Origin of the sequence: Bacillus sp. Bvel1 (assembly GCF_014872755.1) — a bacterium.
Classification (GTDB): Bacteria; Bacillota; Bacilli; order Bacillales; family Bacillaceae; genus Bacillus; species Bacillus velezensis.
This window is the reverse complement of the sequence record NZ_JAAOBZ010000007.1, coordinates 651,400-667,738: the sequence shown is the minus strand read 5'-3', so window position 1 is coordinate 667,738 and position 16,339 is coordinate 651,400. Positions and strand designations below refer to the sequence as shown.

13 protein-coding genes are annotated in these 16,339 nt (G+C 45.6%); 11 read left to right on the top strand and 2 right to left on the bottom strand.

Translation table 11 applies throughout. From position 1 onward, the window contains the following. Positions 1-7: 7 nt before the first annotated feature. The gene (gene fdhF, locus HAP68_RS12560; protein WP_024085644.1) at positions 8-2,950 is read right to left on the bottom strand and encodes a formate dehydrogenase subunit alpha; all 2,943 of its coding nucleotides are present in this window, start codon (positions 2,948-2,950) and stop codon (positions 8-10) included. Positions 2,951-3,256: 306 nt separating this feature from the next. On the opposite strand from fdhF, the gene HAP68_RS12555 reads away from it, so the two are divergent. The 7 genes from HAP68_RS12555 to HAP68_RS12525 all read left to right on the top strand — a co-directional run bounded on the left by HAP68_RS12555 (position 3,257) and on the right by HAP68_RS12525 (position 10,224). Further along, a complete protein-coding gene (locus HAP68_RS12555) occupies positions 3,257-3,625 on the top strand; it encodes a Na-translocating system protein MpsC family protein (RefSeq protein WP_003152783.1) in 369 nt (122 codons plus the stop codon). Positions 3,626-3,888: 263 nt separating this feature from the next. Next, the gene (locus HAP68_RS12550; RefSeq protein WP_007408225.1) at positions 3,889-4,689 is read left to right on the top strand and encodes a formate/nitrite transporter family protein; all 801 of its coding nucleotides are present in this window, start codon (positions 3,889-3,891) and stop codon (positions 4,687-4,689) included. A 388-nt stretch (positions 4,690-5,077) separates the two neighbouring features. Next, positions 5,078-5,218: a YrzI family small protein gene (locus tag HAP68_RS12545; RefSeq protein WP_003152787.1), complete on the top strand. Its 141-nt coding sequence runs from the start codon at positions 5,078-5,080 to the stop codon at positions 5,216-5,218. Between the two features lie 173 nt (positions 5,219-5,391). Beyond that, the gene (locus HAP68_RS12540) at positions 5,392-5,547 is read left to right on the top strand and encodes a hypothetical protein (RefSeq protein WP_007408227.1); all 156 of its coding nucleotides are present in this window, start codon (positions 5,392-5,394) and stop codon (positions 5,545-5,547) included. 172 nt (positions 5,548-5,719) lie between these two features. Next, positions 5,720-6,259, top strand: a complete 540-nt coding sequence (locus tag HAP68_RS12535; RefSeq protein ID WP_015387964.1) for a class I SAM-dependent methyltransferase — start codon at positions 5,720-5,722, stop codon at positions 6,257-6,259. 209 nt (positions 6,260-6,468) lie between these two features. Then, positions 6,469-7,035 carry a TetR/AcrR family transcriptional regulator gene (locus tag HAP68_RS12530; protein WP_003152789.1) on the top strand — a complete coding sequence of 189 codons (567 nt, stop codon included), beginning with the start codon at positions 6,469-6,471 and terminating at the stop codon, positions 7,033-7,035. Between the two features lie 27 nt (positions 7,036-7,062). Further along, a complete protein-coding gene (locus tag HAP68_RS12525) occupies positions 7,063-10,224 on the top strand; it encodes a bifunctional cytochrome P450/NADPH--P450 reductase (RefSeq protein ID WP_024085643.1) in 3,162 nt (1,053 codons plus the stop codon). A 149-nt stretch (positions 10,225-10,373) separates the two neighbouring features. Here HAP68_RS12525 and HAP68_RS12520 read toward each other — a convergent pair whose 3' ends face one another. Then, on the bottom strand, positions 10,374-11,582 hold the full coding sequence (locus tag HAP68_RS12520) for an MFS transporter (protein ID WP_024085642.1): 1,209 nt from the start codon (positions 11,580-11,582) through the stop codon (positions 10,374-10,376). 124 nt (positions 11,583-11,706) lie between these two features. Here HAP68_RS12520 and HAP68_RS12515 point away from each other — a divergent pair, with 124 nt between their 5' ends. From HAP68_RS12515 to manR, 4 genes are all read left to right on the top strand, one after another. Continuing rightward, entirely contained in the window at positions 11,707-12,591 is an 885-nt protein-coding gene (locus HAP68_RS12515) for a LysR family transcriptional regulator (RefSeq protein WP_024085641.1), read from the top strand. A gap of 67 nt (positions 12,592-12,658) precedes the next feature. Next, positions 12,659-13,141, top strand: a complete 483-nt coding sequence (gene ybaK, locus HAP68_RS12510; protein ID WP_014305475.1) for a Cys-tRNA(Pro) deacylase — start codon at positions 12,659-12,661, stop codon at positions 13,139-13,141. A gap of 46 nt (positions 13,142-13,187) precedes the next feature. Then, the gene (locus tag HAP68_RS12505; protein ID WP_024085640.1) at positions 13,188-14,105 is read left to right on the top strand and encodes an MBL fold metallo-hydrolase; all 918 of its coding nucleotides are present in this window, start codon (positions 13,188-13,190) and stop codon (positions 14,103-14,105) included. 229 nt (positions 14,106-14,334) lie between these two features. Next, entirely contained in the window at positions 14,335-16,287 is a 1,953-nt protein-coding gene (gene manR / locus HAP68_RS12500) for a mannose transport/utilization transcriptional regulator ManR (protein WP_024085639.1), read from the top strand. Positions 16,288-16,339 lie beyond the last annotated feature (52 nt).

Sequence of the window (16,339 nt, the reverse complement as noted above, 5' to 3'; positions counted from 1 at the left end):
CCTTTCCTTAATCAGTTAGGTGCACATAGCCCGGACGGTTCCATTTTCGCTGAGCTTCCACACCGTTTTGCGGATGACGTTTTTTGTTCCGCGGATTCGTTTTCGGAAGCGGCGGTGTATCACAGGAACCGAGCACTTCCATGCGGACTTTTGTCTGTTTATAGGCAGGTGTATGTGTCCGTGAATCATACGCAGGCCCGGTCAGGAAATTAATCGCAGAATCTTTATCTGTAGAGTTCATCGGCAGATAAAGCTCATTTGCGCGGACACGGTCTGTCACAAGCGCATTCAATTTAACCGCCCCAAAAGGAGAGACGAGCCGGATCATTGTTCCGTCGCAAATTCCGCGTTCAGCCGCGAGCTCCGGCGATACTTCAACAAATACATCCGGCACTTTAGACTGAATGCCCTTCGATTTGTTTGTCATGTTTCCTTCGTGGAAATGTTCAAGCATCCGTCCGTTGTTAATATGCAGGTCATATTCTTCAGGGAATACGGCAGGCTCCACCCAATCGCTCAGCGCAAAACGGGCTTTTTTGTCCGGGAAGTTAAAGCCGTCTTCATAAAGAAGCGGAGTGCTCTCTCCCGTAAAGCTTCCCCACAGGAAGCTGTTCCAGCCGCTAAGAACGTCGTAGCTTGCTTTTCCGAACAGAGGAGAAAGGCTCGCCATTTCTGAGAAAATGTCGCTTGGATGCGTGTAATTCCAATCAGCGCCTAAACGATTGGCAACCTCCTGAATAATCCACCAGTCGGGTTTGGCATCGCCGAGTGTCGGAAGCGCCTGATACAATCTTTGTACACGACGCTCTGTGTTTGTAAATGTTCCGTCTTTTTCAAGAGATGGAACCGCAGGCAGGATGACATCCGCGTATTGCGCCGTTCTTGAAAGGAAAATATCCTGTACAACAAAGAAATCAAGGCTGGATAAAATGTCATGAACATGGTTGGCGTTTGAATCGACGAGCGCCATATCTTCACCGACGAGATACATGGCTTTCATGTTTCCTTCTTCAATCGCATGGAGCATTTCAATATTATCAAGACCCGGCTTGCCGTCAATTTCAACACCGTAAGCTTTTTCGAATTTAGCGCGTGCCGCATCATCGGTAATATGCTGATACCCCGGAAGCCAGCCTGGAAGAGTTCCCATATCGCAAGCGCCTTGAACGTTGTTATGTCCCCGCAGCGGATAAGCTCCGGCGCCCGGACGGCGGTAGTTTCCTGTGGCAAGCAGCAGGTTGGAAATCGCCGCTGATGTATCAGAGCCGCCTGTATTCTGGGTAACGCCCATGCCCCAAAGAACACAAGTGCCGTCTGCATCACGAATCATTTCGGCAATGCGGATGATCGTATCCTGAGAAAGTCCGGTGATGCGCTCCGCATATTCTAATGTATACTTTTTCAGCGTTTCTTTATAATCTTCAAAGTAGTTGACATTCTCATCAATAAACGCTTGATCGTGCCAGCCTTGGTCAATCATATATTTTGTCACTGCCATGAGCCAGACTTGGTCAGTCCCTTGTTTCGGGCTGATAAAGAGGTCGGACCGTTCAGCCATTTCATTTCTGCGCAGATCGGCAACAATTAATTTTTGTCCGTGCAGCTTATGTGCACGTTTCACGCGTGTGGCCAGAACCGGATGTCCTTCTGCCGGATTGGCGCCGACGATGAGCACGAGGCCCGCTTTTGCGATATCTTTAATTGTGCCGGCGTCACCGCCCATACCGACTGTGCGGAATAAGCCGTCCGTTGCCGGTGACTGGCAGTAGCGTGAACAGTTATCCACGTTGTTGGTTTCAAATACTTGACGCGCTAATTTTTGAATAACGTAGTTGTCTTCATTCGTAATTTTAGAAGAAGAAATAAAACCGACAGAACCATTTCCGTGTTCGGCCTTGATCGAACCGAGTCTTGAAGCGACAAGATCAAGAGCTTCTTCCCATGACGATTCAACAAATGCGCCGTTTTTCCGGATAAGCGGTTTTGTAATCCGTTCTTCCGAATTTACGAAGTCCCAGCCGAATTTCCCTTTCACACAAGTGGAAATCGCATTAACCGGAGCATCGGAAACAGGCTGAATTTTAAGGATGTCACGGCCTTTTGTCCATACTTCAAAAGAGCATCCGACGCCGCAGAACGTGCAGACTGTTTTTGTTTTTTTCGTCCGTTTATCGCGCATAGCCGCTTCCACTTCTGACACGGCGAAGATGCTTGTATAGTCGGGTTCAACATTTTTCACTAAATCAATCATCGGTTCCATGACATCTTCTTTTATTCCTGTCATAAATCCGGCTTGGCCGAGCATTGATTTTTCCATCAGTGCGTTACAAGGGCAGACAGTGACACATTGGCCGCAGCTGACGCAGGATGATTCATTAATGGGGACGCCTTCATCCCAAATGACCCGCGGGCGGTCGCGCTCCCAATCAATTGAAAGGGTCTCATTCACCTGAAGGTTTTGACACACTTCCACACATTGGCCGCAGGCAATGCATTGGTTCGGATCATAGCGGTAAAACGGGTGAGACATATCAACCGCGCACTTTGAATCATCTTTCGGCGTATACGGATATTTCTGATGCTCAATTCCCATCATTTCCGCTGTATTATGCAGTGTGCAGTTGCCGTTGTTGTTATCGCATACCGTACAGTAAAGCAGGTGATTCTCGAGCAGGCGGTCCATGGCCTCTGTCTGAGCCTCTTTTACCCTTCCCGACGTAAGCGAGATGGACATCCCGTTTTCTGCAGCCGTGGAACAAGAGCGCTGCAATTTCCCGTTTACTTCAACAATACAGGTGTCACATGTTTGAATCGGATCTACTTCCGGTACATGGCATATTTGCGGAATCTCAATTCCGTTTTGGTTTAAAATATCTAAAATCTTAGACCCCTCTGGTGCTTCATACTCCGTGCCGTCAATTTTGACACGGATAGACTGAACGTCTGTCACTTCCAATTCCCCTCCATCTTTTAAACTCGAAAAAAAGCCATGCACATAGATACCGGCCTCCTGTCCGGAGAACGGTATAAATACGCATGGCGGAATAGTTCACTAGCAAGTCTTACTAACAGACCAATCCTATTTGTATAAAACGATAGACTCATAACACGTTTCCTATTACAAATCCATCTTCACTGCTTTTATTATAAGGTGATATTTATTATAATACAATACGAAAGGAAAACTTTAACCAGGTGAAATGTCACAAAGGGGAACCGGGAATGTCTTTCATAGGCTAAAATCGGAGGGGACAATATGTCTAAAAAAATTCATGAATTTAACGATATTATCCGGAAATTGCGCAAAGAATTATTTGGAAAGGGGCCGGAACGAATTCACACCGTTTTTGTGGATAACATGGCGGTATCAACGCTTTACGGCAATCTAAGCGCAAGTGAGCAGTTTATCGCACGCACGCCTGAAGGAAGAGAAATGGTTCATGCGGCGCGGACCAGCTTAATTCAGGAACTGTATTCAAAACAAACGCCTGACGGAATGGAAGAGCTCATCGGAGCAAAGCTCGTGCATCTGTTTTCAGACATCAAGATCGAAGAGAATATTGCGGTGTCTGTATTTGTCTTTGACCGAACAATTGAAGAGCGCCGTGAAGAAATCAAAAGCTGAAAAAAATTCAATTGACACGAAATTGTCACATTTGATATGATATGAACTGCCTGCAGTGGCTTAAGGACGAATTTTATGGAATGTGTGCATGATCTGTACATTTTCTATAGCTGATATTTTCATTCTGCTTGATATTGTTGTATGGGTATGCATACAAGTTAGGCAGCATTCAAACCCGTTTTAGACGGGCTGTTTGAATGCTGCCTTTTTTGTTAGGCGTCTTTGGAAACTGCGGGGCTGAAATGATAAATGGAGGGGTTATTATGGCTTTTCGTAAACCGGACGAAATAGCGGAGCTTGCGGTCGAATCAGGGGTAAAAAAGGTGCATTCACCGCTTTCAGCACTGATTGTATTAGGATTTTTGGGAGGAGCGTTTATCGCACTCGGTTATTTGCTTGATATCCGTGTCATCGGCGACCTTCCGAAAGAATGGGGAAGCTTGTCGAGTTTAATCGGGGCGTCCGTGTTTCCCATCGGATTGGTGCTCGTCGTTCTTGCCGGCGCGGAGCTGATTACGGGTAATATGATGTCGGTATCTATGGCGCTTTTTTCCAGAAGAATATCCGCCGGTGCATTAGTGAAAAATTGGGTGATCGTGACGTTGATGAATCTTGTCGGCGCACTGTTTGTCGCTTACTTTTTCGGACATGTTGTCGGATTAACCGAAACAGGACCTTACTTGGAAAAAACGATTGCGGTCGCACAAGGCAAATTGGATATGCCGTTTGGAAAAGTTATTGTTTCGGCGATCGGCTGTAACTGGCTTGTCTGTTTGGCCGTCTGGCTTTCTTTCGGCGCAGAAGACGGAGCCGGAAAAATCGCGGGTATATGGTTTCCGATTATGGCGTTTGTCGCGATTGGTTTTCAGCACGTTGTAGCCAATATGTTTATCATCCCGGCTGCGATTTTTGCAGGTTCTTTTTCGTGGGGTGATCTGATTGGCAATCTCATTCCGGCCTTTATCGGGAATGTAATCGGCGGGGCAGTGTTTGTCGGCCTTATTTATTTTATTGCATATTCAAAAAAAGATCAGAAAAAGCAAGGGATGAAAAGAGTTTCCTGAGGTAAGAAAGATGCCGGAAAACAAGGACAATTGAAGCGGAATGCCAGCACATTTTCCGTCCAAATCTTGAAAAAAATGTTTACAAAATGGAAGCTGATGGATATACTTACAAAGTAAGAAAAAAGCAAAGGGAGGTTGAATCACATGACGACTTTAAACGGCAATCAAAATTTACAATTGAACCGATTCAGCCTGTGGAAGAGTTCGTGTCCTTCCTTAACCTCTGCCCGTCAAGCACGTTAATTTCGGAGTATCAGGACATTCGCAGCTCCCCGCAGGGAAAGAAGCACGTCTTCTTTTGTCTGCGGATTTAGTCTGCCCGCAGCGCATATGAAGTTTGCTGCGGGTTATTTTCGCTTGTGCGGATATTGAAAGGGGGTGAGCGATAATGACCATTAATCTTTTCTTTTTAACACTGACCATTTCAAAGCGTTTTAAAAGTGCGGAAGAGTATGAACGAGAACAGCAGGTCGAAGAGTTTTATAATGAAGCGAAAGAACGCCAGCTGAAACACTTTTATATGAACTGAACGGACACGAAGGGCCAAAACGGAGGAGAAGGAGGAGATCATCATGTTCAGAATTGAACTGCTGAATCATTACACAATGGAGAAGGACCAGGTTTAGCGAGGATGTTGCTGTCACGTCGCAGACGGCCTGCATACCATGGTAAAGAAAGAAAAATTGGTAAGCGGGTGATAGCATGCAAGGCGGTCAGAACAGAATTCCATCCATCGGGCACGGGTATGCGTCAATGCCCCATTCATTTAAACACGGCTACGGCAACCCGTATCGCCGGCAGAGAATGGCGGCGCTTTCCCGGCAGACAAGATATATAGCACCGTATTATTGGTACTAGAGCAGGCGGAAAACCTACGTTTTCCGTCTTTTTTTTATGAAAACAAATATAAATTTCAAATAAATCGAAACGTTCATGAAGAGAAGTGCGTCTAGTTAGTACCTCATACTAATACGAGGTAATATTATTTCTGAATAATAAATCACAGGAATGGAAAAGCGGGTGTTATACAATGTTGCAACATACATCTTCAGCATTAAAACGAATGCGCGCGAAATACTTTGCTGCATCAGAACCGGCAGAGTCAGTCATTCAGCAAATCTTGATGGACATACAGGAATACGACCGCATTTTGGAAATCGGGACCGGAAACGGCTCAATGTTTAAACAAATCATCGGACAGCTTGAAAAGGGCAGTCTTAAAAGCATAGAAACATCGAAACGTAAAATACGGAAAACACAGCGCGCAAACCGTTCGGTTATAAAAGCCGGGCGCGGAAACATTCAGCAGGGGAGGCCTGAAAGCTTACCGTTCCGCGATCGCAGCTTTCATAAAGTTTTCTCATTACATACTGCTGAAACAGTCAGCGATTACAGGACAGCATGTAAAGAAGTGTACCGCGTTCTTCAAATTGACGGGTGTTTCTATATGGTTTTGAAACCTTCGCGGATGAGTGAGAAGGATGTGATTGAGGTGCTCTATGATCAGCATTTCAGAGACATTTCAGTTGTCAGCAGAGATTCGTTCCATTTTATTACTGCCATTAAATAGAATATTTCTTGGGAAATAAAAAGAGCTGCTTAAGTCACTGCAGCTCTTTTTGTGAAATTGGGCATATTTCCTTATTTTTGGTTATTTCACATCTATTTTATATTAAAAAAAGTTTTTTTCTTATACAATGGTAATCAGATGACCGTACATTTTAAATATTTTGAACAAACGGAATGAATATTCATTCCGCATCTGGAAAGGGGGATGAAATGACAGCTTCAAACAAGGTTGAACTCATTATGAAAGCGTCGCTTACTTTGTTTACAGATAGAGGATTTGACGCAACGACGATTCCGATGATTGCCGCTCAGGCCGATGTCGGAACCGGCACAATCTACCGTTACTTTGACAGTAAAGAGACACTTGTGAACGTACTGTATCAGGAAAGTGCGCAGCGTTTTATGAAAAAAGTCAAAACGGACTTTCAGGGTATCTCTGTAAGAGAAGGGTTTCATCACCTGTTTTATTGTCTGATTGATTTTACGAAGGAAAGTGAGTATGCATTGTTTTTTCTTGAAACGAATAAGGACGCCTACTTTCTGAATGAAACGAGCCGTAAGCTTCTTGATGAAATAACACAGATGCTTGACGTCTTTTTTCAGCGCGGCAAGTCTGAAGGTGTGCTCCGCAATCTGCCGTCCAATGTGCTGATGGCGCTGCTGCTCGGGGCATATCTCAAACTCTATCAGCTTATCCGGACGGGAAGCGTCGAAATAACAAAACCGTTTCTGAAAGAATTGGAACAATGTTCTTGGGATGCCATCAGAACTCATTAACTATTCGCCGAAGGAAGGAAGATCGATATGAAACAGCTAAGCGCTATACCGCAGCCGAAAACATACGGACCTCTGAAAAATCTCCCTCACTTGGAAAAAGAAAAACTGTCACAATCGCTCTGGAAAATTGCCGAAGAATACGGCCCGATCTTTCGTTTCGAATTTCCGAGCTCTGTCGGGGTCTTCGTCTCAGGCCGCGAGCTCGCGGCAGAAGTCTGTGATGAAAAGCGATTTGATAAAAACCTCAGCAAAGCCTTGCTGAAAGTCCGTGAGTTTGGCGGTGACGGACTATTTACGAGCTGGACTCACGAAAAGAATTGGCAGAAAGCGCATCGGATTTTATTGCCGAGCTTCAGCCAGAAGGCGATGAAAGGCTATCATTCAATGATGCTTGATATTGCCATGCAGCTCGTGCAGAAGTGGAGCAGATTAAATCCGAATGAAGAAATTGACGTTGCCGAAGATATGACGCGCCTGACGCTGGATACAATCGGCCTGTGCGGATTTCATTACCGCTTTAACAGCTTTTACCGCGACACACAGCATCCTTTTATCACAAGTATGCTTCGCGCGCTGCAGGAGGCAATGCGCCAATCGCAGAGACACAGCCTGCAGGACAAGCTGATGATCAAAACGAGACATCAGTTCCAGCAGGATATTGAAGTGATGAATGAACTCGTAGACCGGATCATAGCTGAGCGGAGGGAAAATCCGGATGAGAATCTGTCTGACCTTTTAGCATTGATGCTTGAAGCGAAAGATCCTGTAACGGGTGAAAGGCTGGATGATGAAAATATCCGTTATCAAATCATTACCTTTTTGATCGCGGGGCATGAAACCACAAGCGGACTGCTTTCATTCGCGATTTACTGCCTGCTGAAAAATAAAGATAAATTGAAAAAAGCCGTTCAGGAAGCCGAGCGGGTGCTGACGGGAGAGACACCTGAATATAAGCAGATTCAGCAGCTGACATATATCCGCATGGTGTTAAACGAGACTTTGCGGCTGTATCCGACTGCCCCGGCATTTTCCCTGTACGCGAAAGAAGATACGGTTCTCGGCGGGAAATATCCGATTGCGAAAGGACAGCCGGTGACGATTCTGACTCCGCAGCTTCACCGGGATAAAAGCGCGTGGGGAGAAGATGCCGAGCTATTCCGTCCGGAAAGGTTCAGCGATCCCGCGGCAATTCCGGCTGATGCGTATAAGCCGTTCGGAAACGGACAGCGCGCATGCATCGGGATGCAGTTTGCCCTGCAGGAAGCGACAATGGTGCTCGGCCTTGTCCTTAAACACTTTGAACTGATTGATCATACTGATTATGAGCTTACGATTAAAGAAGCTTTAACCATTAAGCCCGGTGATTTTAAAATCCGTGTAAAAAACAAGGACGTGTCCAATCATCAGCCCGTACAAAACCATAAAGCTGAAGGCGGCGGTCACAAAGAAGAAACGAAAGAAATCCCGTCCCACGGAACGCCGCTTCTCATTCTTTACGGTTCAAATTTGGGAACTGCGGAAGGAATCGCGGAAGAGCTGGCTGACATCGGCAGAAGCAAAGGATTTTCAACTGAAACCGGCCCGCTTGATGATTATGCCGGGAAACTGCCTGTAAAAGGCGCAGTCGTTATTGTGACGGCTTCTTATAACGGGGCGCCGCCTGATAATGCGGTGGGTTTTGTGAAATGGACGGAAACCCTTGAGGATCAGGAATTAAAGGGTGTTTCTTACGCCGTCTTCGGCTGCGGAGACCGCAACTGGGCCGCCACTTACCAGAGAATCCCCCGCCTGATAGACAAAGTGCTTGAAGAAAAAGGGGCAAAACGGCTGACTTCTATCGGGGAGGGCGACAATGCCGATGATTTTGAGTACAGTCAGGAAGCCTGGGAAGACTCATTCTGGAAGGACATCATGAAGGCTTTTCATATAGAGGCCGCTCCAAAACAGGCAAACAAATCACAGTTATCAATCGAATACGTAAGTGAAGCAGCCGAGACGCCGATTGCCAAAACGTACAAAGCATTTGAGGCGGAAGTCATCACAAACAAAGAGCTTCATACCGAAAGCAGCAAGCGTTCAGTCCGGCATATTGAGCTGCGTCTCCCGAAGACCGAAACGTATCGGGAAGGAGACCATCTCGGGGTGCTTCCGCAAAACAGCGGGGAACTGATCAGCCGTGTCATTCGCCGATTCGGTCTCGACCCAAATCAGCACTTTAAGATCAAGGGCCGGCAGCTGCCTCATCTGCCGATGGACCGGCCGGTTAATGCGCCTGAGCTTTTGGCGTCATATGTAGAGCTGCAGGAACCGGCAACGAGAGCCCAGCTTCGCGAACTTGCCGCCCATACCGTGTGCCCGCCGCACCAAAAAGAATTGGAGCATCTTTATTCTGACGATGCGGCATATAAAGAAAACGTGCTGAAAAAACGAATGACCATGCTGGACCTGCTGGAAGATTATCCGGCTTGTGAACTGCCGTTTGAGCGCTTTTTAGAACTTCTGCCGTCCTTAAAGGCGCGCTATTATTCAATCTCAAGCTCACCGAAGGCAAACAAAAGGGAGCTCAGTATCACGGTCGGCGTTGTGACGGCTCCGGCGTGGAGCGGCCGGGGAGAATACAAGGGCGTGGCTTCGAACTATTTAGCCGGATTACAAAATGGCGATTCTGCCGTCTGTTTCATCCGCTCGCCGCAGTCGGGTTTCGCATTGCCCGAAAATACGAAAACGCCTCTCATTATGATCGGAGCAGGCACCGGAATTGCACCGTTCAGGGGATTTATCCAGGCGCGGGCTGCAGAAAAAATGTCCGGTAACAGCCTGGGCGAAGCTCATTTATACTTCGGCTGCAGACACCCTGAAGAAGACGATCTGTACAAAGATGAATTCGACCATGCGGAGAAAAACGGCCTTGTCACCGTGCATCGGGCGTATTCCAGATTAGATCAGGACTGTAAAGTTTACGTACAGGATGTCCTGCTTCGCGAGGCTGCACAGATTATTGCGCTTCTTGACCAAGGCGGCCATCTCTATATATGCGGAGACGGAAGCAAAATGGCTCCGGCTGTCGAAAATGTACTGCTTCAGGCGTATGAAAAGGTGCATAACACTGATTCAAAGGTTTCCTCGAATTGGCTTGAACAGCTGCAGGCGGAAGGAAGATATGCGAAAGATGTTTGGGCAGGTGTGTAACAGAAGCGTAAGGCAATTGAAGATTGTGTTTTAATTGAAGAAAGCCGGCACGATATTTGAAATCTACTGAATCAAAAGGAATAGTTATAGGGAGTATCGTGCCGGCCTTATCTTTAGTATCGGACAAAAGACACAAATCTTTAATGTTTTTATTGATTTACATGCAGGCGGCTATGTCCCTTTTTTCTGAATTCCGCCAGAAATAAAACCGGATAAGACAGCAATAGCAAAACCGAAATAAATGAAATGATACCGATCCAATGAAAATGCGTCCAAAAGAAACCGCCGCAAGACCCGGCCGCGCTTGACCCGATATAGTATGCAAGCAGATATAATGAAGAAGCTTGCGCGCGCTGATCACCGGCTGCTCGGCCGACCCAGGCGCTTGCAATTGAATGTGCGCCGAAAAAGCCGAAGGTAAACACGGCAATGCCCGCAATTTTAAGGGCAAGCTGGGGCAAAAGTGTCACCGCTGCGCCGGCAAGCATAACAAAAATCGCAATCTTAATCATTTTTGCACTTCCGAAAAGATCTGCTTTTTTCCCCATATAGACAGAGCTGAACGTTCCCGCGAGATAGACAATAAAAATAAAACCGATTACAGTCTGTGACAAATGATAAGGAGCCGCCATTAAATGAAAGCCGATATAATTATATAATGTCACAAAACTCCCCATTAATATAAATCCCAGAGATATTAACAAAAGCAGCCGTTTGCGGTGTAGAACCGCTCCGTATTCCTTACATGCCGCTTTTACGCCCGCATGCCGCTGAGATGAATGGCGCGGAGCCGGAAGAAAACGCCAAAACAAATAGCTTAATATAATAGAAAGAATGCCGATAATGGCAAGCGCCGGCCGCCAGCCGAATACATCAGTCAGAAGCCCCGTTAACAGCCTGCCGCTCATTCCCCCGATGCTTGTGCCGCTGATATACAGGCCCATCATTTTCCCGAGGCCCTTCGGATCAAACTCCTCGCCTACATATGTCATAGCGACAGCAGGAACGCCTGCCAGAAAAATACCGAGCAGCCCCCTCATCGCCAAAAGCGCCGGAAAAGCCGGACTGAACGCTGTTAATAGACCTAAAACAGAAGTGGCTGTTAACGACAGCACCATTAATTTTTTTCTGCCGAATCCGTCAGACAACGAAGCAGCGGCCAATAATGAAAATGCCAAAACGGCTGTTGAGATGGATAAAGTTAAGCTGGCAGCCGCAGCGGAAATATGAAACTCTTCCGAAAACAAAGGCATAAGCGGCTGTGTCGTGTAAAGCGTGGCAAATGTCACAAAGCCGCTGATAAACAGTGCCAAGCTGGCCTTTCTGTAAGCCTTTGTATGAGGCTGAATAAACGTCATGAATGTCCCTCTTTTCTCACTGTTGGTTATATATGTATCGTACGCTTTTCATTTCAATGTGTCTAATTTATAATAACTATAGAATTAATGCGTGTAGGTTATGAAGAAAGGGGAGAAGGAGAAAATGGAGCTTCATCAAATTGACAACTTCATTGCGGCGGCAACTCATCAGCATTTCACAAATGCGGCAAAAGAAAGAATGATTTCTCAGCCGGCATTAAGCCGATCGATTATCAGGCTCGAAGAAGAATTAGGCGCGCCGTTATTTTACAGAGAGACAAAAGCCGTCCGGCTGACAAGGTACGGAGAGCAGTTCTTAATAAAAGCAAAACAAGCGAGACGAGCTTTAAATGAAGGCGTTGAACAAGTGAAAAAAAATATGAGCCTGGAGCACGGCGAAATATCTGTATCTTTTCTTCATACGCTCGGGTTGCGCTTGATGCCTCAGCTGATTGCCGAATTTAAAAAGCTATACCCAAACGTGACCTTCCGGCTGTATCAAGGCGCAAATGAAACGCTTCGCAAAATGGTGGAAACGGGAGATGCGGATATCTGTCTCAGCTCCCCGCCGCTTCCCAGCGAGCTTTTACAATGGACGGTGCTGGAGAAAGAGCCTCTTTATGCGGTGCTTCCTGAGAACCACCCGCTTGCAGGAAATAAAAGCATTCAAATGAAAGAGATGCAGGACGAGGATTTTGTCGGATTTAAACCGGGATACGGGCTGAGATATATGTTTGATCTGATGTGCCGGGATTTGAATATACACCCGCATCTCGCATTTGAAGGAGAGGAAGTGTCAACCATATTAGGGCTGACCGCCGCGGGTCTGGGGGCTGCAGTGCTGCCGAAAACCGCGGAGCATTCATACTTTCCGGTCGTTTTTCTCCCGGTTGCAGATTACCAATGCGAACGCACCATAGCGTTAGCCCAGTTAAAAAACCATGCTCTCTCTCCCGCTGCTGAGCGTTTTAAACAGTTTGCACTTGATTATTACAAAGCACGCAACTGAGCGGTCATTTTATTAAAATCGAAGTTGAAAATAAAGCAGAAAGAAATACAGAAAACGGAGGAAAACCATGGCGAAAAAAACAGTGAAAACAAATGCTGTCCGTATCATTGAGCAGCAAAACATTCCCTATGAGCTATTAGGTTACAAAACAGAAGGGGGACAGCCCGCAGACGGTCTTTCCGTTTCACAAAAAATCGGATACTCTGCCGAATATGTTTATAAAACCTTAGTGGCATCTGCAGGAACTGATCGTTATTACGTCTTTGTCGTTCCCGTTGCAAAAGAACTGAATCTGAAAAAGGCTGCGAAGGCGGCAGGTGAGAAGAAAATAGAAATGATTGCCATGAAGGACCTTTTGGAAGTGACCGGCTATATACGCGGCGGCTGCTCTCCGATCGGAATGAAAAAAAGGTTTCCGACTTTTATTGATAGATCCGCTGAAACACTGGCGTTTATGATTGTCAGTGCGGGGAAAATCGGAATGCAGCTGAAAGTAGCGCCTCGAGATTTAGCCGAAGCAAGCGGGGCGGTATTTACAGACATTGTATAAATGTCCGGTGGATCTAATGGAATACACGTTTCAAGGGAGAATGATAATGAAAAAAAGATATGAAAACTTGAATGGCGTGAAGAATGAACATGGATTCATGGACATGTGGAAATGGATGAAAGAACGAAGAGAAAAAAGTAAAGATTTAAGCGAGAATATTCCGAAAGCGGTCACAAGGGATGTCCGTGATGTTGCCGTCAATCGGACGGAAACCGCCATAACATGGATCGGCCATTCTTCATTTCTGATCCAAATACAGGGGCTTAACATAATGACCGACCCTGTATGGGCGCGGAGGATGGGTTTTCAAAAACGGCTGACAGAGCCGGGATATGAATTGAGCGAACTGCCTGACATTGATGCCGTGCTCATCTCACATGGGCATTATGACCATCTTGATTTTCCGAGTATAAAAAAACTGAGAGGAAACCCGGATTTTTACGTGCCTGCGGGATTGAAAAAGCTGTTCATCAAAAAAGGCCGCAAAAAGGTTCATGAAATGAATTGGTGGGATCGTTTTGAGGTGCGGGGGGTGAGTATATCATTTGTACCGGCCCAGCACTGGACACGGAGAACGCTTTGGGATACCGATACCTCTCATTGGGGAGGCTGGGTCATAGAAAGCGAAAACGGCGAGTCCATCTATTTTGCAGGAGATACAGGCTATTTTGAAGGCTTTAAAGAAATCGGAGAGAGGTTTCGTATTAAGGCGGCCCTGATGCCGATCGGAGCATACGAACCCGAATGGTTTATGAAAGTGTCACATATCAATCCGGAAGACGCCGTGAAAGCTTTTTTAGAGCTGAAGGCTGACAGCTTCATTCCCATGCATTACGGGGCATTCCGGCTTGCTGATGATACAGGCCCGGAAGCATTAAGCAGACTGCACGGTGAGTGGGACCGGCTTGCATTACCTCCTGAAAACCTGAGTGCATTAGCGCTTGGCGAAACATTTTGGCTGTAACAGCAGGTTTTCGCTGCCGACACCAATCGTTTAAAAACGGTTGGTGTTTTGTTGTCAACCAAAGGTGAACAGACTCAGTATAAAACATGATTTTTCCGGAATCTGCGGTAAAAAACAAAACTTTTTACTCTTTTGTTTCACTATACAATGAAAACGGTTTCGTATGCGCAGTATATTTAACCTATCACAATTGCTCCAGCAGAAACGGACAGGAAGGATAGAAAAACAGATGAAATACATGAATTCAAGACAGAAAAAGATTTTGTATCTGTTGTTATCTGAACCTGATGACTACTTAGTTGTGCAAGATTTCGCAGACAGGGTCCGCTGTTCTGAAAAAACGATCAGGAATGATTTGAAAACGATTGAAGATTTCCTGAATGAACATGCTCAAGCTCAGCTGATCCGCAAACCGGGATTAGGCGTCTATTTACATATATCTGAACAGGAAAGGTCACGGTTAAGCCGGCATATTTATAATGAGCACTTTACATGCAGGCACAAGACCGATGAAGAAAGAATACTTCACATCGCTTATGATTTATTAATGAATTCAAAGCCCGTTTCCGCAAAAGAAATTGCCGCACAGCATTTTGTAAACAGAGCTTCCATTAAAAAGGATATCAGTGCGGTTGAAGAGTGGCTGAAGCGATTTGATCTCACACTGGTTTCTAAACAGCGGCTCGGCTTAAAGATTGAAGGGGACGAAAAAAACAAAAGAAAAGCATTGGCGCGAATTTCAGATTTGATTGATAATGCGGAGTTTACAAGCCAATTTATAAAAAGTAAGTTTTTAAGTCATGAAGCGGACTTTGTGAGAAAAGAAATCAAGTTATTACAAAAAAACCATTCTATCTATTTTACGGATGAAACATTTGAAAGTTTGCTGCTGCATACATTGCTGACCATCCGCCGTATCAAAATGAAACAGCCGGTCGCCATCTCTGCAAGGCAGCTGGAGGCGGTAAAAAAGAAGAAAGAATATGAATGGACACTGGCTTGTTTAAAACGGCTTGAGCCGGTATTTGCCATCCGGTTTCCCGAGGAAGAAGCCGTCTATTTAACTTTACATATAATAGGCGGGAAAGTGCGCTATCCATTGCAGCAAGAAAAGAAGCTTGATCTTGAAGATTCTGAGCTTTCCAAAGTCGTCAGGCATTTGATCAATCGCGTTTCAGAACTGAAAATGCTGGATTTTCACAAAGACCAGGAATTGATCAACGGATTGAACATTCATCTCGATCCGGTGTTGAAGCGGCTGAGCTATGATCTCTCTGTTTCAAACCCCATGCTTCACGACATCAAAAAAATGTATCCTTATTTGTTCCATCTTATCATTGACGTTTTAGAAGACATCAATCAAACATTTGATCTTTATATTCCTGAAGAAGAGGCGGCCTATTTGACGCTGCATTTTCAGGCAGCGATCGAACGGCTGCGCCGAAGCAGTCATAACCCTAAAAGGACGATCATCGTCTGCCATATGGGCATTGGCATGTCGCAATTGCTGCGGACTAAAATTGAACGCAAATTTCATCACATTACGATAAAAGACTGTATCGCAAAAGCGGAGCTGACAGAGTATATCAAAAAGCATAAAGATATAGATTTCGTCATTTCTACGATAGGGCTTGGAAATGTAACGATCCCTCATATCGTCGTATCACCGCTTTTGGAGCCTGCTGATGAAAAGAAGCTCAGCGCATTTATGCAACAGCTTGATACATCACACCGCCGGGAGCAAAAAACGTTTAAAATGCTGAATGATACGACTCCGTTTCTCGTTTTTTTACAGCAAGAGACAGAGCACCGTTATCAGGTCATTGAAAAGCTGGCGCAGGCTTTGTATGAAAAAGGCTATGTAGAAAAAGAGTATGGCATTCATGCAGTAATGAGAGAAAAAATGTCGGCGACAAATATCGGGGCGGGTATTGCCATCCCTCACGCGAACTCTAAATATATCAAACAATCAGCCATTGCAATCGCCACCTTAAAAGAGCCCATTGAGTGGGGGACGGAAAAGGTGTCGCTTGTATTTATGCTTGCCGTCAAACACGAAGATCAAAACAAGGTAAAGCAATTATTCAGTGAGCTTTCCTATCTTAGCGAGCAGCCGGCATTTATTCAAAAACTGACGGAAGAAAAAAATGTGATGACGTTTTTATCGTATTTAAACTATTAAAAGCAGGGGATGGCTCCCTGCTTTTTTTCTGTTTATAGGGAAAAATGCCGTT